The 21,735-nt window shown below is 68.5% G+C and carries 17 protein-coding genes and 1 riboswitch; of the genes, 8 read left to right on the top strand and 9 right to left on the bottom strand.

The genetic code is table 11. The annotated features are described in order from the left end of the window. The first annotated feature begins 251 nt into the window (after positions 1-251). The 5 genes from ABS361_00665 (at position 252) to ABS361_00645 (ending at position 5,127) form a co-directional block, all read left to right on the top strand. A complete protein-coding gene (locus ABS361_00665) occupies positions 252-1,421 on the top strand; it encodes a lyase family protein (protein ID XBY46765.1) in 1,170 nt (389 codons plus the stop codon). A 243-nt stretch (positions 1,422-1,664) separates the two neighbouring features. Beyond that, complete coding sequence (locus ABS361_00660; GenBank protein ID XBY44855.1) at positions 1,665-1,958, top strand: hypothetical protein; 294 nt, start codon at positions 1,665-1,667, stop codon at positions 1,956-1,958. Between the two features lie 137 nt (positions 1,959-2,095). Next, positions 2,096-2,920, top strand: a complete 825-nt coding sequence (panB, locus tag ABS361_00655) for a 3-methyl-2-oxobutanoate hydroxymethyltransferase (GenBank protein ID XBY44854.1) — start codon at positions 2,096-2,098, stop codon at positions 2,918-2,920. A gap of 125 nt (positions 2,921-3,045) precedes the next feature. Then, a riboswitch (TPP riboswitch) is annotated at positions 3,046-3,195 on the top strand. 192 nt (positions 3,196-3,387) lie between these two features. Then, a complete protein-coding gene (locus ABS361_00650) occupies positions 3,388-4,101 on the top strand; it encodes an ABC transporter permease (GenBank protein XBY47000.1) in 714 nt (237 codons plus the stop codon). A 78-nt stretch (positions 4,102-4,179) separates the two neighbouring features. After that, on the top strand, positions 4,180-5,127 hold the full coding sequence (locus ABS361_00645; protein ID XBY46999.1) for an ABC transporter substrate-binding protein: 948 nt from the start codon (positions 4,180-4,182) through the stop codon (positions 5,125-5,127). A 96-nt stretch (positions 5,128-5,223) separates the two neighbouring features. Here ABS361_00645 and lysA read toward each other — a convergent pair whose 3' ends face one another. The 4 genes from lysA to ABS361_00625 all read right to left on the bottom strand — a co-directional run bounded on the left by lysA (position 5,224) and on the right by ABS361_00625 (position 11,394). Beyond that, the gene (lysA, locus tag ABS361_00640) at positions 5,224-6,546 is read right to left on the bottom strand and encodes a diaminopimelate decarboxylase (protein ID XBY44853.1); all 1,323 of its coding nucleotides are present in this window, start codon (positions 6,544-6,546) and stop codon (positions 5,224-5,226) included. A 110-nt stretch (positions 6,547-6,656) separates the two neighbouring features. Beyond that, a complete protein-coding gene (locus ABS361_00635; protein ID XBY44852.1) occupies positions 6,657-7,535 on the bottom strand; it encodes a LysR family transcriptional regulator in 879 nt (292 codons plus the stop codon). A 171-nt stretch (positions 7,536-7,706) separates the two neighbouring features. Next, on the bottom strand, positions 7,707-9,650 hold the full coding sequence (locus tag ABS361_00630) for a hypothetical protein (protein ID XBY44851.1): 1,944 nt from the start codon (positions 9,648-9,650) through the stop codon (positions 7,707-7,709). A gap of 451 nt (positions 9,651-10,101) precedes the next feature. Then, a complete protein-coding gene (locus ABS361_00625) occupies positions 10,102-11,394 on the bottom strand; it encodes an adenylosuccinate synthase (protein XBY44850.1) in 1,293 nt (430 codons plus the stop codon). Between the two features lie 360 nt (positions 11,395-11,754). Between ABS361_00625 and ABS361_00620 the strand changes: the two genes are divergently transcribed. From ABS361_00620 to ABS361_00610, 3 genes are all read left to right on the top strand, one after another. Beyond that, positions 11,755-12,651, top strand: coding sequence for a diguanylate cyclase (locus ABS361_00620; protein ID XBY44849.1), 897 nt, complete (start codon positions 11,755-11,757; stop codon positions 12,649-12,651). A gap of 117 nt (positions 12,652-12,768) precedes the next feature. Then, positions 12,769-13,674 (top strand): DMT family transporter, encoded by a 906-nt coding sequence (locus ABS361_00615; protein XBY44848.1) that lies wholly within the window; start codon positions 12,769-12,771, stop codon positions 13,672-13,674. A gap of 140 nt (positions 13,675-13,814) precedes the next feature. Continuing rightward, positions 13,815-14,744, top strand: a complete 930-nt coding sequence (locus ABS361_00610; protein XBY44847.1) for a DMT family transporter — start codon at positions 13,815-13,817, stop codon at positions 14,742-14,744. A gap of 74 nt (positions 14,745-14,818) precedes the next feature. Here ABS361_00610 and serA read toward each other — a convergent pair whose 3' ends face one another. The 5 genes from serA to glmM all read right to left on the bottom strand — a co-directional run bounded on the left by serA (position 14,819) and on the right by glmM (position 21,636). Continuing rightward, positions 14,819-16,405: a phosphoglycerate dehydrogenase gene (serA, locus tag ABS361_00605; GenBank protein ID XBY44846.1), complete on the bottom strand. Its 1,587-nt coding sequence runs from the start codon at positions 16,403-16,405 to the stop codon at positions 14,819-14,821. A gap of 242 nt (positions 16,406-16,647) precedes the next feature. Next, complete coding sequence (locus ABS361_00600) at positions 16,648-17,817, bottom strand: phosphoserine transaminase (GenBank protein XBY44845.1); 1,170 nt, start codon at positions 17,815-17,817, stop codon at positions 16,648-16,650. A gap of 250 nt (positions 17,818-18,067) precedes the next feature. Beyond that, a complete protein-coding gene (locus ABS361_00595) occupies positions 18,068-18,925 on the bottom strand; it encodes an outer membrane beta-barrel protein (protein ID XBY44844.1) in 858 nt (285 codons plus the stop codon). 219 nt (positions 18,926-19,144) lie between these two features. After that, complete coding sequence (locus ABS361_00590; protein ID XBY44843.1) at positions 19,145-20,014, bottom strand: outer membrane beta-barrel protein; 870 nt, start codon at positions 20,012-20,014, stop codon at positions 19,145-19,147. Positions 20,015-20,289: 275 nt separating this feature from the next. Beyond that, positions 20,290-21,636, bottom strand: a complete 1,347-nt coding sequence (gene glmM / locus ABS361_00585) for a phosphoglucosamine mutase (protein ID XBY44842.1) — start codon at positions 21,634-21,636, stop codon at positions 20,290-20,292. Positions 21,637-21,735 lie beyond the last annotated feature (99 nt).

Below are 21,735 nucleotides of genomic sequence, written 5' to 3'. Positions count from 1 at the left end.
ACTTGCGCGAGCGCGGGAACCGGCCCCTGGTTTTCCCGCGTTGACGCGCGCCGCGCCGCGAGGTCGGATCGGCGTCCGCGTCGAGTCGCACCCGCCGGAGTTCCGATGATCATCGAACCGCAGTTCCGCACCCCGACCGCCGATCGGCTGTTCTCCGCCGAGGCGCGGATCGGCCGGATGGTCGCCTTCGAGGTCGCGCTCGCCGAGGCCGAGGCCGCGATCGGGTTGATCCCCACGAGGCGGCGACCGCGATCGCCACGGCCGCACGGACCCTGCCGCTCGATGCGGATGCGATCGAGGCGGCGGCCGCGCAGGCCGGCAATCCGGCGATCCCGCTGGTCGCGGCGCTCACCGCGGCGGTGGCTTCGGTCGACGACCAGGCCGCCGGTCACGTCCACAAGGGCGCGACCAGCCAGGACGTGCTCGACACCGCCACGATGCTGGCCATGCGCGCGACCGTCGAGGCCATGGAGGCCCGGCTCGATCCGCTGATCGCCCGCCTCGCCGACCTCGCGACGACCCACGCGCGGACGCCCATGGCCGGCCGCACGCTGATGCAGCAGGCGACCCCGATCACCTTCGGCTTCAAGGTCGCCACCTGGCGCGCCGGCCTCGTGCGCGCCCGCACGCGCCTCGCCGGCCTGACCGAGGACGTGCTCGCCGTGCAGTTCGGCGGCGCGACCGGCACGCTCGCGACGCTCGGCACGTCCGGTCCGGCGGTCCGCGCCGGCCTCGCCCTGCGCCTCGGCCTCGCCGATCCGGGCACCGCCTGGCACGGCGACCGCAGCCGCATCCTCGACCTCGGCACCACCTTCGTCGCCCTGATCGGCGCGGCCGCAAAGCTCGCCCGCGACGTCATGCTGATGATGCAGACCGAGGTCGGCGAACTCACGGAGCGCGGCGCCGGCGGCTCCTCCGCCATGCCGCACAAGCGAAACCCGGTCGCCGCCCTGATCGCCCCCGCCGCGCTTGGCCCGGCGAGCGGACTTCTGGCCGCGATCGCCGGCGGTCTGGCGCAGGAGCACGAGCGCGCGATCGGCGGCTGGCACGCCGAGTGGATCGCGCTACCGACCATCGCGACGCTGACGCTCGCCGCCATCGACCGGACGGCGGATCTGGTCGACCGGCTGGAGGTCGACGCGGATGCAATGCGCGCCAATCTCGACCGCCTCGGTGGGCTCCTCGGCTCGGAGGCGCTGTCGGCCGCCATCGCCGAGACCGAGGGCCGGACCCGTGCGCGGCGGCTGGTCGATGCGGCCGTCGAGCGATCGCGAGCCGAGAACCGCGCCTTCGCCGCGATCGTCGTCGAAGATCCGGCCATCGGTGCGATCCTCGGCGACCGTGTCTCCGCCATCCTGGCGCATCGCGACGCGATCGAGGCAGCCGCCGCAGCGGCGCTCGATCAGATTGCCGGCATGTGACGCCGAGATCTTCATCGGCCGTTTACCGAAACGGCAAGTTCAAGCAGAGAACAAAGCCGCGCAAGAGAACGCAGCGCGTCAACACCGTGATCACTGGCGGAAAACCGGTGATTTCCTTGGTCCACATCGCCGCCGATACTGGTGACTTGTCCCGCTTCCCGAAACGGGACGTTAAACCCGCCGCGCTAGGGTGAGGGCATCACCAATCGATGGTGCGCCCTCGGGCGTGGCGAGGATAGTCCCATGGTTTCGATCGCAGCCGCTTCCGTTCTCGTCGGCATCTCGGCCGGCCTGTGCTGCCGGCTCCAGGGTCTCGTCCTCATCTGCATGCTCGGTGCATGCGGACACTTCGCCTTCTCCGGCCTCCACGAGACCGCGATCCTCAACGCCGTGCTGACCGTCGTCGCGCTTCAGGTCGGCTTCTTCGTCGCTATCGTCGTGACGGCGATGGAACTGGATCGCTCGCCCGAGCCGATCGCCGTCCGCGCGACCGAGAAGAAGCAGGCCGGCGGCGAACCGGCCGCGCGTCGCGGCTGAAGCCGTCTCGACCCTGCACAATTCCGCAAGCCCGGCTCCCGATCGTCCCATACGACCAAAATCGATTAGCACTTGGCACGGCAAGGCATTATGTCTTCGCTGCAGTGCAATCGTAACCGGCCGCCGCGGGAACCCCGATGAGTGTCGTCGTCGAAAAGAAGCGTCTGACCGTCCGTGACATCCGTCGCGCCAAGGGCAAGACGCCGATCGTCAGCCTGACCGCCTACACGGCACCGATCGCCAAGCTCCTCGATCCGCATGTCGACCTGATCCTGGTCGGCGACAGCCTCGGCATGGTCATCTACGGCTACGAGACGACCGTGCCGGTCACGCTCGAGATGATGATCCGCCACACCGAGGCCGTCGTGCGCGCCTCGAAGCGTGCGCTCGTCGTCACCGACCTGCCGTTCGGCACCTATCAGGAGAGCCCGGAACAGGCGTTCCGCACCAGCGTCCGCGTGTTGCAGGAGGCCGGCGCCCAGGCGGTCAAGATCGAGGGCGGCGTCGAGATGGCGCCGACGATCCGCTTCCTGGTCGAGCGCGGCATCCCGGTGCTCGGCCATATCGGCCTCGTGCCGCAGTCGGTCAACGCGATCGGCGGCTTCGTCACCCAGGGCCGCGGCACCGGCGCGGCGAAGCTGCTCGCCGACGCCGAGGCGGTGACCGAGGCCGGCGCCTTCGCCGTCGTGATCGAGGGCACCATCGAAGAGGTGGCGGCCGAGATCACCGCGAAGATCGCGATCCCGACCATCGGCATCGGCGCCTCGGTCGCCTGCGACGGCCAGGTGCTGGTCAACGACGACATGCTCGGCCTGTTCTCGGACTTCACGCCGAAGTTCGTCAAACGCTACGCCGATCTTTCCGGCACCATCGCCTCGGCCGTCGAGGCCTATGCCGACGACGTCCGCAACCGGCGTTTCCCCGGCCCCGAGCATGTTACCGCGCGCGGACCGGCCGGCTGACGGGTCGCTCCCAGCCCCCGACATGCCCCTGACATGCCCCTGACGGCGAGACCGCATCCTTCGCAGACCCGCCGCCCATACCCCGCAAACGGGCTTGCGCGCCGGATCGGCTTCGGCCATTGTCGCGCCGTTCCGAGGGGTGCTCGTCCGTAACCGAGCTGAGATGACGATCGTTCGTGCCCGCGCCGGCTAACGGCGCAAGCACGAACCGGAGCGTCGGACCCTTTGAACCTGATCCGGGTCATGCCGGCGAAGGGACGGGAACCGATGCTCGACAAGACGCAATCCCAGCATATCCACGCCCATCCTATCTCGGTGCCGAACGCCGATCCGGCGACCTCGCCCGAGGCCCGCGCAATCGCGGCTCGGCCCGATGCCGCGCGCCCCCGGTGCCGCTCAGCGGCGATGATCCCGAGGCAACGCCGCCGCGGCGGTTCGGCTTCCTCCGCGATCTCGCCTTCGTCGGCGTGTCGCTGATCGGCCTGTGGTGGCTCGCGGTGCTCGTGTTCCGGCCGCCTGCCTTCATGCTGCCCGGGCCGGACCGCGTCGCCGCCATGCTCTGGCTGCGCCTGCCCGATCTCGCCGCCGCCACGGCCGTGACGGCGACCGAGATGATCCTCGGCCTTCTCGCCGGCACAGCGCTCGGCATCGCGACCGCGCTCGTGATGGCGGTCTCGGCGCCGGCGCGCAAACTGATGATGCCGCTGGTCGTCGTGGCGCAGTCGCTGCCGGTCTTCGCGGTCGCGCCGGTGCTCGTGCTCTGGTTCGGCTTCGGCCTGACCTCGAAAGTGGTGATGGCGACGATCATCATCTTCTTCCCTGTCGCCTCGGCCTTCCATGACGGGCTCTCGCGCACCGATCCCGGCCTCCTCGATCTCGCGAGCCTCTACCGGGCGAGCCCGCTGCAGCGGCTCGCCCATATCCGGCTGCCGGCGGCAATGCCTTCGCTGGTCTCCGGCCTGCGGATGGCCGCCGCGGTCGCCCCGATCGGCGCGGTGATCGGCGAATGGGTCGGGGCCTCGAACGGGCTCGGCCTCGTCATGATCCACGCGAACGCGCGGCTCCAGACCGACCTGATGTTCGCCGCCCTGGTCATCGTCGCCGGTCTCGCCGTCGTGCTCCGGCTCGCGGTCGATCGCGCCACGCGCCGCCTGGTGCCCTGGCTCCCCGAGCACGACTGACGGTCTCCCTCCCTGCGCCGTCCGCCCGACGGCGCCCCTCCCCTCATCCGATCACACCCGCAAAGAGGATCCCTCATGATGAAACGCATCCTTGCCGCGCTCGCGGTCGCCACGGCGCTCGCCCTGCCCGGAGCCGCCCCGGCGGTCGCGGCTGACAAGCTCTCGGTCGTGCTCGACTGGTTCGTGAATCCGGACCACGCACCGCTGATCGTCGCGCGCGACAAGGGCTTCTTCGCCGCCCAGGGCCTCGACGTCGAGATCATCCCGCCGGCCGACCCGGCCGCGCCGCCGCGTCTGGTCGCCGCCGGTCAGGCCGATGTCGCGGTCTCCTACCAGCCCGACCTTCATCTGTCGGTGAAGGAGGGCCTGCCGCTCGCCCGCTTCGGCACGCTGGTCGAGACGCCGCTCAACACGGTCATGGTGCTCGAAGACGGTCCGGTGAAGAGCCTGAAGGATCTGAAGGGCCGCAAGATCGGCTTCTCGGTCTCCGGCTTCGAGGACGCGATCCTGACCGCGATGCTGAAGAGCGAGGGTGTCGACATCAAGGATGTCACGCTGATCAACGTCAATTTCGCGCTCTCCGCCGCGCTGCTCTCCGGTCAGGTCGACGCCATCGTCGGCGGCTACCGCAACTTCGAGGCGACCGAGCTCGAACTCCAGGGCAAGCGCGCCCGGACCTTCTTCCCCGAAGAGCACGGCGTGCCGCCCTATGACGAGCTGATCTACCTCGCCAAGGCCGACAAGCTCGGCGATCCGCGCCTCAAGCGCTTCCTGACGGCCGTCGAACAGGCGACGCTCTGGCTGACCAACCACCCGCAGGAGGCCTGGGCGCTGTTCCGCAAGACCGACGCCAAGCTCGACGACGAGCTGAACAAGCGCGCCTTCTTCGACACGCTGCCGCGCTTCGCCAAGCGCCCGGCCGCGCTCGACGCCGGCCGCTACGAGCGCTTCGCCGCCTTCCTCAAGGAGCGTGGCCTGATCGTCGACATCCCGCTGCTGGAGACCTACGCCGTCGCGCCGAAGTAACGGTTCGGACGCCTGCAACAGGAAGGGCGGCGATCACGCGATCGCCGCCCTTTTCGTTCCGAACCGTGGAGCCGCTCTGCGGGCTCGGGCGCTCAATCACTCCGCCGCGCGCGATCCGCTCAGCGCCGGCGCCGCGGCCCAATCCGGCAGGCGCTCCCAGCCCATCTGTTCCTCGATCGTGACGCGCCGGCGCACGACCGCGAAGCGGCCGGCGTCGACCAGCACTTCCGGGATCAGGGCGCGGGAATTGTAGGTCGACGACATGGTCGCCCCATAGGCGCCCGCCGTCGCCAGCACGACGAGATCGCCGGCCGCGACCGGCGGCATCTTGCGCCGCTTGGCGAACGTGTCGGAGCTCTCGCAGATCGGGCCGACCACATCGTACTCGACCGCCTGGACACCGGCCACCGGCTCCTTGACCGGCACGATGTCGTGATGGCTGTCGTACATGGCCGGGCGGACGAGATCGTTCATCGCCGCGTCGAGCACCGCGAACTGCATCGGGCTCGCATCCTTGACCAGCGTCACACGGCTGACCAGCACGCCGGCATCAGCCACCAGGCTGCGGCCCGGCTCGACCGAGAGCCGGCAGCCGAGATCGCCGACCGTGGTCCGGATCGCGGCGGCGAGATCGTCGAAGGAGAATTCGAGCTCGTTCTCGTAAGGCACGCCGAAGCCGCCGCCGAGATCGAGGCGCTGAATGTCGAAGCCGCGGCCGCGCAGCTCGCGCGTCAGCTCGGCGATGCGGCCATAGGCGGCGAGGAACGGCTTCGCCGAGAGGATCTGCGAGCCGATGTGCATGGCCAGGCCGACGATCTTGAGGTTGGCCAGACCCTTCACCTCGTTGTCGAGCCGGGCCAGCCGATCCGCGTCGATGCCGAACTTGTTGTCCTTCTTGCCGGTCGTGATCTTGGCGTGAGTCTCGGCGTCGACGTCCGGATTGATCCGGAGCGCGACCTCCGCGACCAGGCCGAGTTCACCCGCGATCCGGTCGATCAGATGCAGCTCTTCGTAGGATTCCGCGTTGATCTGGTGGATGCCGGCCCGGAGCGCCGCCGCGATCTCGTCCTCGGTCTTGCCGACGCCGGAGAACACGACCTTCGCGGCCGGGATGCCCGACGACAGCGCGCGCGCCAGCTCGCCGCCCGAGACGATGTCGGCGCCGGCGCCTTCCGCCGCGAGCACCGCGAGTACGGCGCGGTTGGAATTGGCCTTGGCGGCGAAATGGATGTCGACGTCGAAGGGCGCGAGCGCGGTCGCGAGCGCCCGGTAACGCTCACGCAGCCGGCCGGCCGAGTAGACGTAGAACGGCGTGCCGACCGCCTCGGCGATGGCGGCGAGGCTGACGCCCTCGAGCGTGAGCACGCCCGCCTCATAGGCGAACACGGACGAAGGCAGGCGGCGGGTCGGACGATCCATCGGGCAACTCTGAAGAAACGGGGCGGCGCGACACCGCGACGCCGCGTCCTAGCATAGTCCGGCCCGGTCCGGGAGCCGGCAAAGCGACCGGCAGCCCGGCCGCTGCCGCCTCACGGCGAGACGGCGGAATCGAAGATCGCCCGGACGATCGGCGGCAGCGGATCACGGTCGGCGACCACGATGCCGATCTGGTGGGTCACGACCGGATCGACCAGCGCCAGCGTGCGCGTGCCCGGCGGCTGGCCGAAATGGGTGACGAGCTGCTTCGGCACGATGCTCGACCACGCCCCGGCGCCGGTGTGGCTCATCAGATTGAAGATCGAGTTGGTCTCGACCGAGACGGTCGGCGTGCGCCCGATCTTGCGAAACACGGAGTCGACGATGCGCCGGTTCTGCATGTCCGGGGTCAGCAGGCAGAGCCTGAGCGCCGCCGCCTCCTCCCAGCCGACCGTTTCGCGGCCTTCGAATGGCCCGACCTCGTCGGTCAGCAGCACGTATTCCTCGATGTAGATCGGCTTGGCGATCACCCGGTCGAACGGCTCGTTGTCGATATAGGTGATGCCGGCGTCGATCTCGAAATTGTCGATGCCGCGCTGCAGCTCGGCCGAGGTGTGCGACAGGATCGCGAGCGTGACCGACGGATGCTGGGCGGTGAAGGGAAAGGTCACGCGCGGCACGATCGGCAGCGCGGTCGGGATCGCCCCGAGCCGGAGGCGGCCGGTCAGGTCGCCCTTCTGCGCCGCGAGGCTCTGACGCAGCGAATCGCATTCCGACAGGATCCGGATCGCGTGGGCGAGCACTTCCTCGCCCTCGGCGGTCAAGCCGTTGTAGCGATGGCCGCGCTCGACGATCGGCACGCCGAGCTCGTCCTCGAGCTGGCGCAGCGCCGCCGACAGCGTCGGCTGGGAAACACCGCAGGCCGTAGCCGCCCGTCCGAAATGACGCTCGCGCGCCAGCGCGACCAGATAGACGAGCTGCTTGATGACCATGGCGACCGCGGCGTTTCCTTGTTTCTCGTTGCGTCCTTTATCGCCGAAACGACGCCGCGAGGGAACCGCAGACATTTTGGAGCGCCGGCGGCCGACCCGCGCAGCCGACGTGGCGACGGGCGGCCTTCACCGCATGCGCCGGACGGCCTCGGCCGTCCGGGTTGCCCGATCTCAGCCGCCCTGCCCCCAGGCGCTGAACGCATCGGCGACGACCCGGTCGCCGGCGCCGACCTTCTCGAGCGTCAGGATCGCGCGCCGGTTGGTCTCGTAGAGGATCGGAATGTCGATCCAGCCGCGATCCTTGATCAGGCTGAGGTTCTTGGTCCGGTCGGCCGGATTGGCGCCGAGCGCGATCCAGAAATAGCCGTTCGAGACCTTGGCCGAAGCGCCGGTCAGCGGCTCGCCGCGATCCTGCTCGGTGTTCTTCATGATCATGCCCGGCACGTTCACGATGCTCTTCCCGTCGAAATCGGGCGGCGTCATGAACTTCATCTCGATCAGATGGCTGGCCGGGAACGACTGGTCGGCGTTCGGGTGCATGACGATGTTGAGCGAGATGTTCCGCTCCGGGATCTCGACCCGCGCCTTGAGCAGCGTCACGGGCGGCTTGGTCGGATCGGTGTTCTCGCGCGTCACCTGCCAGACCACGCGTCCCTGCGTGACCTGCGCCTGCGTCTGACCGTTGGTGCCCTCCTCATAGAGCACGGCCTTCTGCGCGACCGGCGGCACCGGTGTCGAGGGCACGGCGGGCGGCGTCGACGGCATGGTGGTCGCCGGCGATCCGGCGGACGGCGCGGTCGCGCTACCGCCGGCGTTTGCCTGCTGTTGCGGCGGCTGCGACTGCGCCGAATCGGGCGTCTGCGTCGGCGTCTCGGCCGGCGGCGTGACGGTCTGCGTCTGCACGGATTTCACCGTGGCGCCCGGCGGCTTCGCCGGCGCGCCGCTGTCGTCGGCACCGAGCCGGTCGTTCGATTTCGGCGCGAGCTTCTCGCCGTTGGTCGTCTGGGGACGCGCGCCGACCTTGTCGAGATAGGCGGTGATCGCCTCGCGCTGGGTCCAGACCACGGCGCCGCCGATCGCGACGACCAGCAGCGCGACCAGGAAACCGACCAGCAACGGCAGCTTCGATCGGCGCGGCGTCGCCTCGGCCTCGAGCCCGGCCCCAGCGCGGCGACGTTCGCGCGACGGCTTCGGCTCCGCCGGCGCCTTGGCGCGACGTGCCATGAACGGCTTCTTTTCGGCCGGCTTGGTGTCGGGCGGCACCATGCCGGTGTCGGGCGCGGCGAGCACGTCGCGCGCATGCCGGCTCGCCTCCGCGGCCGCCATGCCGAGGGGTCCGGCTTCCGAAACCGATCGGCGCAGCGGGCTCGCGCCGGCCGTGTCCTCGGTCCGCGCGACCGGCTCCTGCGCCGCGTCGCGCGTCGGCGCGTCGGCAACGAGCGCCGCGGTTCCGGCGGCAACGCCGGTGTCGCGGCCGGACGCGCGGCCCATGCCGACGGCGAAGTCGCTCTGCGCGGCGGCATGATCGGCGACTGGGCCGGCGGGCATCCCGACCGGGCCCGGCGCGGGCGCGGCCGGACGCGGCATCTCGGCCGCAGGCTGCGCCGCGGCGCCCGTCTGAGGCCTGCCCGGCGGGGTCAACGACGGCCGCGGTGCCGGGGCCGAAAGCTGAGGCGGCTCGAACGACGACGTCGGCTGGGGTGCCGGCTGAGACGCAGCCGGCTGCTGATAGGACGGCGGCGGCGTGAAGGTCTGAGGCGCTGCCGACTGAGGAGCGCCGGGGGCCGGCATCGGGGACGCCGGCGGCTGGCCGGTCGGCTGCGGATAGGGCGGTTGCGGCGCGGGCGGCGCGACGGCGGGGCGCTGCTGCGCGGCGGCGCGGTCGAGCGCGCTCTTCAGAATGCCCTTGGCCGCCTCCGCCTCGACCTTGCGGATCGCGTCCTCGAGCTGCAGGCGCTGCTGGGTGATCTCCGACGCGGTCAGCGGCGGGTCGAAGGCCTTGAGCTGATTGACGAGGGCGGTGCGCGCCTTCTCGTAGACCGCACGACGCACCTCGCCGGTCGGCTCCGGCAAGGCTCCGATCGCTCGCTTGAGGATCGCATAGTAGTCGGCCATCGTCTCCCCTGGCGGAACCGGCAAATGCGCCGGATCCCGATCTGCAGTGTCGACCGGCCGTCGCCCGTCGCCACGACTTCCACGGTCGGCCGGCCCGTCGCCGTGTGGAGCGACCGCCGAACATCCCGATCAACGAGCGAAGCCACCAAAGGTCGCATGTTCGACCCCTGACCGCCTCGCGCCTGCCGGTAGGAGCCGCGCGGGCTGCCCAATGCACCCCCGCGGCCTTCGATCACGTCTTCCCGAAGTCTCGTCTTGCCGGTGCGATCGACCCGAGGGGACAACCGCACGCTGGCATCGGTTAAAATCACGGATATGGCATAAAGGATTGCATCACATTGTCAAAGCCCGGGGGAGAGCGGACCATGCCTCGCGCCGTCCGGCAAGAGCCCCTGTGGAGGAGCCCCGCTCGATCGGCCCGACGGACGGCCAAGGCCAAGGCAGATCCGCCTCAGTCCTGAAACGGATCCTGGACCAGGATCGTATCCTCGCGCTCCGGACTTGTCGAAAGCATGGCGACCGGCGCCCCGATCAACTCCTCGACATACCGGACATATTTGACCGCCTGCGCCGGCAGGTCGGCCCAGCTGCGCGCGCCCGCGGTCGAACCCGACCAGCCCTCGAGGGTCTCATAGACCGGCTCGACCCGCGCCTGTTCGGCCTGCGAGGCCGGCAGATAGTCGATCTCGCGGCCGTCGAGACGGTACTTCACGCAGATCTTGATCTCCTTCAGCCCGTCAAGCACGTCGAGCTTGGTCAGCGCGATGCCGTTGATGCCCGAAACCTGCACGGTCTGGCGCACCAGCACCGCGTCGAACCAGCCGCAGCGGCGCTTGCGGCCCGTCACGGTGCCGAATTCGTGGCCGCGCGTGCCGAGAAAATCGCCGATCTCGTCGGTCTGTTCCGTCGGGAACGGCCCCTCGCCGACGCGTGTCGTATAGGCCTTGGTGATGCCGAGCACATAGCCGATCGCCCCCGGTCCGAGGCCGGAGCCGGTCGCGGCCTGGCCGGCGACCGTGTTCGACGACGTCACATAAGGATAGGTGCCGTGGTCGATGTCGAGCAGCGCACCCTGCGCGCCCTCGAACAGGATGCGGTCGCCCGCCCGGCGGCGCTCGTCGAGCAGCCGCCACACCGGCTCCATGAACGGCAGCACCTTGTCGGCGACCGAGGCGAGCTCGTCGTAGACCGCCTTGACCGAGATCTCGGTCGCGCCGAGGCCGCGACGCAGCGCGTTGTGATGCGACAAGAGCCGCTCGATCTTGGCCTCGAGCGCCGGCAGATTGGCGAGGTCCATCAGTCGGATCGCGCGGCGGCCGACCTTGTCCTCGTAGGCCGGGCCGATGCCGCGGCCGGTCGTGCCGATGCGCGTGCCGGCGTTCGACTGCTCGCGCATCTGGTCGAGCTCGCGGTGCACCGACAGGATCAGCGTGACGTTGTCGGCGATGCGCAGCGTCTCCGGTCCGACCTTGACGCCCTGCGCCTCGATGCGGCCGAGCTCGGCGACCAGCGCATGCGGGTCGAGCACCACGCCGTTGCCGATCACGGCCAGCTTGCCGGGACGCACCACGCCCGAGGGCAGCAGCGACAGCTTGTAGGAGATGCCGTCGATGACCAGCGTGTGGCCGGCATTGTGGCCGCCCTGGAAGCGGACCACCACGTCCGCGCGTTCCGAGAGCCAGTCGACGATCTTGCCCTTGCCCTCGTCACCCCACTGCGAACCGACCACGACCACGTTGGCCATCTTGCATCACCTTCCAAAACCGAATCACGTTCGAGCCTCGATACGCGCCGCCGCGCGAGCACGCGCGCGACACCGTCCGCATCGGGTTTTCGACGGAAACCCCGGATGACGGCACGGCGGCTCGGGCTGGCTTCGAAGCGGTCCGGCAACCGGCCGCCCCGTTCGAAGCCGGCGGACTATAGCGGCATTGGCCCGGCGAGGCGACTCCGACTTGGCCCCGTATCGATCTTCGAGACCGTCAAGTACAGCGGCGATCTCTCCGCATAGCCATTAAAGATATGATCATTGACGGAGCCTAGAATCGGTCGGGCCGCCCGGCGTCGCGAGACCAGGGTAATATAGGGATCAGAAACAACCGCCATGAACATCATGCTGGTCGACTCGAGTTACGCGGTGCTCGAGCTCATGTCTCAACTCATGAGCGAGTCGGGGCATAATTGCGTATGCTTCCGCGACGGCAGAGAGGCCATTGAGCGTCTGACCAGCGACGAGAGCATCGACGTCCTGATCACGGGCTTCGAGCTCCAGGGCCAATCCGGCCTCGAACTCTGTGCCAAGGCGCGATCCTTCGCCGACAATGGGCGTCCGCTCTATGTGATCGCCATGTCGTCGACCCGCGACGAGGAACGGCTCGCGGAGGCGCTCGACAACGGCGCCCACGACTTCCTGAGCAAGCCGCTCCGCAAGATCGAGCTGTTCGCCCGTCTCCGCTCCGCCGAGCGTCTGATGAACTTCAAGCGTGAGCTGGTCCGCACGGCGACGATCGATTCGCTGACAGAGACGCTGAACCGCCGTGCCTTTTTCGGACGTCTCAACCGCCTGATCGAAGAGAGGGCCCCCCGCCACGCGATCGCGATCTTCGACGTCGACTATTTCAAGCGCATCAACGACACTTGGGGCCACGACGTCGGCGACGTCGTGTTGCGCAGCCTGTGCGCGGTCGCCCGCAACCGGGGCCGTCTGGTCGGCCGCCTCGGGGGTGAGGAATTCGCGATCGTTCTGGACGGCTCCAGCCTCGCCGCGGCCGAGGAGGCTGCGGATGCGTTGCGCGCCGCCGTCGCGGCGGCCGAACTGGTGCCCGCGCATCCCGAACTGCGTGTGACGATCAGCCTCGGCCTGACGCTGCTGCGGCCGGGCGAGCCGGTCGCACACGCCCTGAAGCGCGCCGATGTCGCGCTCTACGTCTCCAAGACCGGCGGCCGCAATCGCGTGACGCTCGCCGCCGAAGACCGCTTCGCGCTTCCCGCCTTCGACTGAGGCCCCGGCAGAGTTCCGGAGGCGGCGCGCATGACGGTCCTGCGCCGCCCCGACCTTTACTTTCGCCCCGGCTGCCGCCTTTGTCTCGGAGAACCACAAGAGGAAACGCCGGGACAGATGACCACCAACGCCGAGCCGGCGCCGCGCGGGCTCTACCAGAACGCCTATGTGCTTCTGACGCTGACTGCCGCCATGTGGGGCGCCAACACCAACGCAGGCCGCCTCGCGGTCGGCGAAGTGTCGCCGATGGCGCTGACCTTCCTGCGCTGGATCATGGTGGTCGCGATCCTGGCGCTGTTCTACCGCGACCGCCTCGTCGCCGACTGGCCGGTGCTGCGCCAGCGCCTGCCCTATTTCGCACTGATGGGCGCCGGCGGCTACACCGGCTTCAACGCCATGTTCTACCTAGCGGCCCATTACACGACCGCGGTCAATCTCGCGATCCTGCAGGGCGCGATCCCTGTCTTCGTCTTCGTCATCTCCGCCGTGCTGCATGGCACCCGCATCCGGCTCGGTCATGCGCTGGGCATGGCGGCGACGCTCGCCGGCGTGCTGATCGTCGCCGGTCGCGGCGACCTCGCGGTCATCCGCCACCTGACCTTCAACATCGGCGACCTGATGATCCTCGCCGCCTGCTTCGGCTACGCGCTCTATACGATCGCGCTGACGCGGCGGCCGGAGGCATCGGGCATCGGAATCTTCGCCGCCATGGCGGGGTTCGCCTGCCTGACCTCCGTCCCTCTCGTCGCGATCGAGGCCTTCGAGGGCACGCTGCAATGGCCGACGCCGAAAGGCTGGGCCGTGCTCGCCTTCATCGCGCTGTTCCCCTCCTTCATCTCGCAACTGTTCTACATGCGCGGCGTCACGCTGATCGGGCCCGCCCGTGCCGGCGTCTTCGCCAATCTGGTGCCCGTATTCGGCGCCGCCTTCGCCGTCGCGCTGCTCGGCGAACCCTTCGGCTGGTATCACGCCGCCGGGCTGGTGCTGGTCATCGGCGGCATCGTCTGGGTGCAGCGCGCCTGAGCACCCGGACGCCGCGCAGCGGCCGGACGATCTCGGGACGGGGCGAGGCCGCCGTCCGCCTCTTTCGCGGCGCATGTCGCAAAACGGGTGGCGGCGACGCGGGGCGGATGGCATAACCGCGAGAACACACGGAGAACGTCATGCCGCTGATCGCCTGGGCCCTGATGACCGTCCTGTCGATCATCTGGGGCAGCACCTTCCTGTTCAATCGCATCGTCGTGGTCGAAGTGCCGCCGATCACGGTGGTGTTCTTCCGCATCGCGATCGGCGCGGCCATCCTGCTCGCGGTGGCGATCGCACTGCGGATCCGGATCCCACGCGACCGGCGCGCGGCGATCGACTTCCTGGTGATGGGTCTGCTCAACAACGCGATCCCCTTCGTGCTGATCGTCTGGGGTCAGAAGACGGTCGGCACCGGTCTCGCCTCGATCCTCAACGCCACGACGCCGATCTTCGGCGTGATCATCGCCCATCTGTTCACGACCGACGACAAGGCGACCCCGAACCGCGTCGCCGGTGTGCTGCTCGGCATCGTCGGCGTCGCCGTGATGATGGGCGTCGATGCGCTCGCCGGCCTCGGCGACCATATCGCCGGCGAACTCGCCTGCCTCGGCGCCTGCCTCTGCTACGGCTTCGCTGCGCTCTGGAGCCGGCGCTTCCGCGGCCGGCCGCCGATCGCCACCGCCGCGGGCCAGCTCACCGCTTCGGCCCTGATCCTCCTGCCGGCCATGCTGCTGGTCGATCGCCCCTGGACGCTGCCGGTGCCGAGTTCGGCCGCCGTGGCGAGCATCCTGATGCTCGCCGTGACCTCGACGGCGATCGCCTATGTGATCTTCTTCCGCGTCCTCACCATCGCCGGCGCGACCAACGTCATGCTCGTGACGCTGATGATCCCGCCGAGCGCGATTCTGATGGGTGCGCTCGTCCTCGGCGAAAGACTGGCGCTGCAGCATCTCGTTGGCGTCGTCCTGATCACCGCCGGCCTCGTCGCGATCGACGGCCGGCTCGCGCGGGCGCTCCGGCGCCGGTTGCGCGGCACGGACGCACCCGAAAGAGCGCGCGGCGCCTGAGCCCATCGATACCGTCGACACGAAAAAGGGGCCCGTTGCCGGGCCCTTTTCTGTTCGATCGATCCGATCGGCGATCAGAACCGCAGGCGCTTGGCCTGCACGACGTTCGGCAGCGCCTGCACCTTGTCGAGCAGGTCGGCGTCGACCGCGCCGTCGATCGCGACCAGCGCGATCGCGTCCTCGCCCGCCGCCTGGCGGCCGAGCGCGAAGGTCGCGATGTTGATGCCGGCGTCGCCGAGCAGCGTGCCGAGCCGGCCGATGAAGCCCGGCTTGTCCTTGTTGGTGACGTAGAGCATCGAGGGCTGGAACTCGGCATCCATCTGGATGCCCTTGATCTCGACGATGCGCGGCTTGCCGTCGGCGAACACCGTGCCGGCGACCGAGCGCTCCTGCTTGGCCGTCTTGACGGTCAGACGGAACACGCTGTCGAACGTGCCCTGCTCCTCGCGGCGGACCTCCTCGACGCCGAGGCCGCGCTCCTTGGCGACCGCGGGCGCCGAGACCATGTTGACGGTCTCGAGCTGCGGCTTCAAGACGCCGGTCAGCGCCGCCGCGGTCAGTGCGCGGGTGTTCATCGTGGCGACGTCGCCCTCGTACTCGAGGCGGATGCCGGTGATGTCGGTGTCGGTGAGCTGTCCGGCGAACGAGCCGATCATCTCCGCGAGCTTGACGAAGGGCGTCAGACGCGGCGCCTCTTCGGCCGTGATCGACGGCATGTTGAGCGCGTTGGAGACCGCGCCCTTGACCAGGTAGTCGGCCATCTGCTCGGCGACCTGCAGCGCGACATTCTCCTGCGCCTCGGTGGTCGAGGCGCCGAGGTGCGGCGTGCAGACGACGTTCGGGTGGCCGAACAGCGGGTTGGTCGTAGCCGGCTCCTCGACGAACACGTCGAAGGCCGCGCCGGCCACATGGCCGCTATCGAGCGCGGCGCGCAGCGCCACTTCGTCGACGAGACCGCCGCGGGCGCAGTTGATGATCCGGACGCCCTTCTTGCACTTGGCGATCGCCTCGGCCGAGAGGATGTTGCGGGTCTTCTCGGTCAGCGGCGTGTGCAGCGTGATGAAGTCGGCGCGGCGCAAGAGCTCCTCGAGCTCGACCTTCTCGACGCCGATCTCGATCGCGCGCTCCGGCGACAGGAACGGATCGAACGCGATCACGCGCATCTTCAGCCCGACCGCGCGGTCGGCGACGATGCCGCCGATGTTGCCGCAGCCGATCACGCCGAGCGTCTTGGCGGTGATCTCGACGCCCATGAACTTGTTCTTCTCCCACTTGCCGGCCTGGGTCGAGGCGTCGGCGGCGGGAATCTCGCGGGCGAGCGCGAACATCAGCGCGATCGCGTGCTCGGCGGTCGTGATCGAATTGCCGAAGGGCGTGTTCATCACGATGATGCCCTTGGCGGTCGCCGCCGGGATCTCGACGTTGTCGACGCCGATGCCGGCGCGGCCGACGACCTTGAGGCGCGTCGCCTTCTCGAGCAGCTTGGCCGTGACCTTGGTCGCCGAGCGGATGGCGAGGCCGTCATAGTTGCCGATGATCTCGGCGAGCTTCTCTTTGTCCTTGCCGAGATTGGGCTGGTAGTCGACCTCGACGCCGCGATCCTTGAAGATCTGCACGGCGGTCGGGGACAGGCTGTCGGAAATCAGAACGCGCGGAGCCATGGTGCAACCTCTGCGATGAGTGCCGGGCTAAGCCCCGCCCCCTCTTGGTCCAAAGGCTCGCGCCTCGCCGTGAAGGGATCCGGGTCGTGCCCGATGATCGGGAATACGGCCGCGGCGCGGCAGCGCCGGCGATCCACGGCCGGGTGAGAGGTCTTCCCTGGTGGCGAGGCAGCGACCGAAGGTCGGCCTCGAACCGCGAGGGGAAACCGGTGTCGTTGGGAGATTGGAAGCGCGAGGACCGCTCAGGCGGCCTGCTTCACCGCGGCCTTGGCTTCAGCAAAGGCCCAGTCGAGCCACTGGGTGAAGACCTCGAGATCGGCCGCTTCGACCGTGGCGCCGGCCCAGATCCGCAGGCCCGGAGGCGCATCGCGATAGGCGCCGAAGTCGAAGCCGACCTTCTCCTTCTCGAGCGCCGAGACGATCTGCTTGGCGACGGCACCGATCTGATCGGCCGGCACTTCCGGATCGACGATCGAGAGGCAGACGGAGGTGTTCGAACGCGTGGCCGGCACCTTGGCGAGGTTGGCGACCCAGGGGGTGCGCTCGACCCAGTCGGCGATGACCTTGTAGTTGGCGTCCGCGCGGGCCATCAGGCCGTCGAGGCCGCCGACCGCCTTCGCCCACTTCAGCGCGTCGAGATAGTCCTCGACCGCCAGCATCGACGGCGTGTTGATCGTCTCGCCGACGAAGATGCCGTCGATGAGCTTGCCGCCCTTGGTCATGCGGAAGATCTTCGGCAGCGGCCAGGCGGGCTTGTAGGTCTCCAGCCGCTCGATCGCGCGCGGGCTGAGGATGATCATGCCGTGCGCGGCCTCGCCGCCGAGCACCTTCTGCCAGGAGAAGGTCACGACATCGAGCTTGGTGAAGTCGAGGTTCTGGGCGAAAGCGGCCGAGGTCGCGTCGCAGATGACGACGCCTTCGCGGTCGGCGGCGATCCAGTCGGCGTTCGGCACGCGCACGCCCGAGGTCGTGCCGTTCCAGGTGAACACCACGTCGCGGGTCTTGGTGTCGATCTGCGTCAGATCCGGCAGTTCGCCATAAGGCGCCGTGATGGTGCGGGCGTCGGCGAGCTTGAGCTGCTTCGCCACGTCGCTGACCCAGCCTTCGCCGAAGGATTCCCAGGCGACCATGTCGACGCCGCGGGCGCCGAGCATCGACCACATGGCCATCTCGACCGCGCCGGTATCCGACGCCGGCACGATGCCGATCTTGTAGTCGGCAGGAACTTTCAGGATCTCACGGGTGAGTTCGATCGCTTCGAGAAGCTTGGCCTTGCCGGGCTTCGAGCGATGGGAGCGTCCGACGAGCGCATCGGCGAGGGCCTGCGTCGACCAACCGGGACGCTTGGCACAGGGGCCGGACGAAAAATGCGGAACAGCGGGCTTCGCGCCCGGGCGGACTGCTGCAGTCATCTTGATCCATCCTCTCAGATGGGCGCCCCTCGGTGGGGAGGGGTGTCCCGGCGCCGTGGTTAAGCTGCTTCGACGCCGGACGCAAGATCAGAAATCGCACGGATGTCGATTTTCGACGAAAGACGGTCGCCCCCGAACCAACCCTCGTCCTCCGCCCGCCTGCCCCGAAACGCGAAACGGGTGCGCACCGTTCGGCGCGCGCCCGATTGAAGCGAAGAGAATTCGGAGCGCCGGCGCACCGGCGACCGCGTCAGTTCTTGGCGAAGACCGGGATCGGCTGCGCCACCGGCGGCGGCGGCGGATTGAGCATCCAGCGCATGCCGATATGGATGTCGTTCGAGACGAGCTTCTTGGTCGTCAGGTACGAGTTGCAGTTCTGGTAGCTGCCGGTGCCGTTGTAGCAGGTCAGCACGCCGCTCTTGGCATCGCCCATGTTCATGTAGCGATAGCCGAGTTCGAGCTTGAGGTTGCGGTTGACCTCGTAGCCGAGACCGGCGTGCAGCGCCCAGGCGAAGTTCGCCTTGCCGCCGTCGGCGTACCGGCCGAAGGCACCCAGGTTGTTGGCGCCGACGCCCGTATCCTGCAGGCCGGTCAGCTGGTTGTAGGCCATGCCGACGCCGGCGCCGACGAACGGGGTGAGGCCCCAGAACTCGCCGAAATCGACATAGGCATTGGCCATGACCGCGGTCGAGGACCAATGGCCGTTCACCGCGTCGGCGAAGGTGCGGTTGCCGTTGTAGATGTAGTTCACGCCGTGCATCGAGCCGCCGGTGCGATACTCGGCCGTGATGTCGCCGCGCAGGTAGCTGTTGAACTGGTAGCCGACACCGCCGCGCAGGAAGGTCGTGCCCGACATCGAGCGCGAGTTCCACGCCGCCACGCCACCCGCAGGGGCGACCAGAGAGGTCTCCTCCCAGGCACCGAAGCTCGTCGCGCCGACGCCGACGTCGCCGCGCAGGTACCACCCGCCCGCCGGCTCGGCATAGGGCGTGATGATCGGCGCCGGTCCCGGACCCGGCATCGGCGCCCCGTAGTCCGCCGCGAGAGCGGCCGTGCCGAGGCCGCAGAACGCCGCCCCCGCGATGAGATGAAGAGCGATTCTGTTCATGGGTCCAATCCCGTTCCCTGGCGACGACGCGCGCGAATCGAACGATTCCGGCTTGAATATCTCGCCCCGACTTCACACGAAGATGGTTAATCGATCGTAAACCGGTGCCCGCCATCTTGCCGATACTAGGGGATCGGACGTAAGGGCAGGGCCAAACGAAGGACCCGGACCGATCGACAAGATCTGCCCGGGCCGACGAGTGCACGAGTACGGAGAAAATCAGTTCAGGTAGTAGCGAAGACCGACACGGAACTGATGGAACGAATGATCACGAAACTGCACGACGCCGGGTGCATCGACGATCCGGGTCGACGTGGACCCTGCCGTCGCCGGATTGGCGGTCGGGTTCGCGTTGGTGACCGTCGTGATCGTTTCCCGACCCGGCGCCGCCTCCGACTTGTCGAGATAGAGATACTTGTAGCCCGCATCGAGCGCGATGCCGCTGCCGAGGTCGTAGGAGAAGCCCGCCATCGCCGCGGCCGCGAAGGAGAACCGCTCCTTGGTGGCGAAGGTGATGTCGTTAGCCGCAATGTACGTCGCGCCCGGCGTCGAGTTGGTGACCGCGCTCTGGCTATAGCTCGCCTGGCGGGTTCGGACGAAGGCGACGCCGAGACCGCCGCCGACGTAGGGCGTGAAGCCCTCGTAATTGCCGAGGTCGAGGTAGAGGTTCGCAAGGAACGGATACATCGACTGCGTGGCCGAGTTGGACACATCCGACGGGCACGACACCATGCCGTAGCAGCCGCCGGCCCGCGACCAGTTGATCTTCCGGTCGGACAGGAAGTCGGCCGTCACGTCGGCACGCAGCCACTCATTGAACTTGTAGCCGGCGCCGATGCCGAACACCGGCTGATTGCTGGTGCGGACATTGGAAAGCCCGACCGTCTGGTCCGCCGGGAACGAGACCGACGGCTTGGCTGCGACCGAATAGCCGACGTCGCCGCGCAGATACCAGCCGCTGCCGATCTCCTGCGGGATCGCCTCCTCCGCGATGATGGGGGGCGAAAAGCTCATGTCTGCCGCATGGGCGGCGAACGGTGCCGACCCGGCTGCCGCCGCGGCGAAAACGATCTGCTTGATACTGACCATGACCGTTGTCCCAATCGTGTCGGCCGACGGAGCCGGACGTCCCGAAATTGGTCACAACGTTGACAGTCAAACCTTAAAGCTGCCTTAACCGTATATCTTAACCAAGACTTTTAACGTTAACAGACCTTTACTTTCCTCGCAGAGAAGAACCGGCGAGCGGCGCGAGCCCGGCACCGCAAAGCGGAGATTTCGCCGGCGGGAGATCCTCGAAAAGGCGAGCCGGCCGTCCCGCGTGTTCGGCAGGCCAAGCTCTTGTCTCAGCTCGAAAAAGCGCGTCAGGCCGCGACCTTCTTCAGCGCGTCGATGATGTCGTCGACCACGCGCTCGACCAGATCCTGATTGTCGCCCTCCGCCATGACGCGGATCAGCGGCTCCGTGCCGGACGGGCGGATCACGAGACGGCCCTGGTTACCGAGCCGCTTCTCGGCATCGTCGATCGTCGCCTTGACGCGGTCGTCCTCGAGCGGCTTGCCGCCGGCGATGCGGACGTTCTTGAGGATCTGCGGCACCGGATCGAAGCGATGGCAGACCTCCGACACCGGCTTGCCGAGCCGCTTGACCACGGCGAGCACCTGCAGCGCCGCGACGAGCCCATCGCCGGTCGTCGCGTAGTCGCTGAGGATGATATGGCCGGACTGCTCGCCGCCGACGTTGTAGCCGTGGGCGCGCATCGCCTCGACGACATAGCGGTCGCCGACCTTGGTGCGCTTCAGCCCGAGCCCGAGACCACCGAGGAAGCGCTCCAGCCCGAGGTTGGACATGACGGTCGCGACAATGCCCGGCCCGGCGAGCCGGCCATCCTCGACGAAGGACTGCGCGACGACGGCCATGAGTTGGTCGCCGTCGACGATGTTGCCCTTCTCGTCGACGATGATCACGCGGTCCGCGTCGCCGTCGAGCGCGATGCCGATATCGGCACGCACCTCGTGCACCTTGCGGCGCAGGAGGTCGGGCGCGGTCGAACCGCAGTCGCGGTTGATGTTGAAGCCGTCCGGATCGACGCCGATGCGCACGACATCGGCGCCGAGCTCCCACAGCGCCTCCGGCGCGACCTTGTAGGCGGCGCCGTTGCCGCAGTCGATCACGACGCGCAGGCCGGAGAGCGACAGATTGCGCGGCAGCGTGCGCTTGGCGAATTCGATGTAACGGTCATGGACGCCGTCGATGCGTTTGGCGCGCCCGAGGTCCGACGGTGCGGCCAGGCGGCCGGTCAGATCGGACTCGATCATCGCCTCGATCTCGGCCTCGATCTCGTCTGAGAGCTTGTAGCCGTCCGGCCCGAAGATCTTGATGCCGTTGTCGGCGAAGGGATTGTGCGAGGCGGAGATCATCACGCCGACGTCGCAGCGCAGCGACCGCGTCAGCATCGCGACCGCCGGGGTCGGCAGCGGGCCGGTCATGAACACGTCCATGCCGACCGCCGTGAAGCCCGCGACCATGGCGGTCTCGATCATGTAGCCCGACAGCCGCGTGTCCTTGCCGATGACGGCACGGTGGCGCTCGGCGCCGTTGCGGAAGGCGAGACCGACGCTCATCGCGGTCTTCATCGCGATTTCCGGCGTGATCGGCCAACGGTTGGCGGTGCCGCGAATCCCGTCGGTGCCGAAATACTTGCGCGTCATTCCGTGTGTCCTCGTCCCTGCCGGCGGTAGACTTGTCCCGCCGCATCTCGACGCGCGGGACATGCGCTTCTTAGCGCAAGTCTGACAGACAAGATTTCA

Source organism: Ancalomicrobiaceae bacterium S20, assembly GCA_040269895.1.
In the GTDB taxonomy this organism is placed as follows: Bacteria; Pseudomonadota; Alphaproteobacteria; order Rhizobiales; family Ancalomicrobiaceae; genus Methyloraptor; species Methyloraptor flagellatus.
Note: the sequence above shows the minus strand (reverse complement) of the source record. Positions and strands in the feature narration are given on the sequence as shown.

Excerpts from the sequence above, each read along its gene's own strand:
- ABS361_00615 (XBY44848.1), top strand. The coding sequence starts at position 12,769 with ATGACCACCAACGCCGAGCCGGCGCCGCGCGGGCTCTACCAGAACGCC.
- lysA (XBY44853.1), bottom strand. The coding sequence starts at position 6,546 with ATGGATCGTCCGACCCGCCGCCTGCCTTCGTCCGTGTTCGCCTATGAG.
- ABS361_00625 (XBY44850.1), bottom strand. The coding sequence starts at position 11,394 with ATGGCCAACGTGGTCGTGGTCGGTTCGCAGTGGGGTGACGAGGGCAAG.
- ABS361_00645 (XBY46999.1), top strand. The coding sequence starts at position 4,180 with ATGAAACGCATCCTTGCCGCGCTCGCGGTCGCCACGGCGCTCGCCCTG.
- panB (XBY44854.1), top strand. The coding sequence starts at position 2,096 with ATGAGTGTCGTCGTCGAAAAGAAGCGTCTGACCGTCCGTGACATCCGT.
- ABS361_00635 (XBY44852.1), bottom strand. The coding sequence starts at position 7,535 with ATGGTCATCAAGCAGCTCGTCTATCTGGTCGCGCTGGCGCGCGAGCGT.
- ABS361_00595 (XBY44844.1), bottom strand. The coding sequence starts at position 18,925 with ATGAACAGAATCGCTCTTCATCTCATCGCGGGGGCGGCGTTCTGCGGC.
- ABS361_00590 (XBY44843.1), bottom strand. The coding sequence starts at position 20,014 with ATGGTCAGTATCAAGCAGATCGTTTTCGCCGCGGCGGCAGCCGGGTCG.
- ABS361_00600 (XBY44845.1), bottom strand. The coding sequence starts at position 17,817 with ATGACTGCAGCAGTCCGCCCGGGCGCGAAGCCCGCTGTTCCGCATTTT.
- ABS361_00660 (XBY44855.1), top strand. The coding sequence starts at position 1,665 with ATGGTTTCGATCGCAGCCGCTTCCGTTCTCGTCGGCATCTCGGCCGGC.
- ABS361_00620 (XBY44849.1), top strand. The coding sequence starts at position 11,755 with ATGAACATCATGCTGGTCGACTCGAGTTACGCGGTGCTCGAGCTCATG.
- serA (XBY44846.1), bottom strand. The coding sequence starts at position 16,405 with ATGGCTCCGCGCGTTCTGATTTCCGACAGCCTGTCCCCGACCGCCGTG.
- ABS361_00610 (XBY44847.1), top strand. The coding sequence starts at position 13,815 with ATGCCGCTGATCGCCTGGGCCCTGATGACCGTCCTGTCGATCATCTGG.
- glmM (XBY44842.1), bottom strand. The coding sequence starts at position 21,636 with ATGACGCGCAAGTATTTCGGCACCGACGGGATTCGCGGCACCGCCAAC.
- ABS361_00630 (XBY44851.1), bottom strand. The coding sequence starts at position 9,650 with ATGGCCGACTACTATGCGATCCTCAAGCGAGCGATCGGAGCCTTGCCG.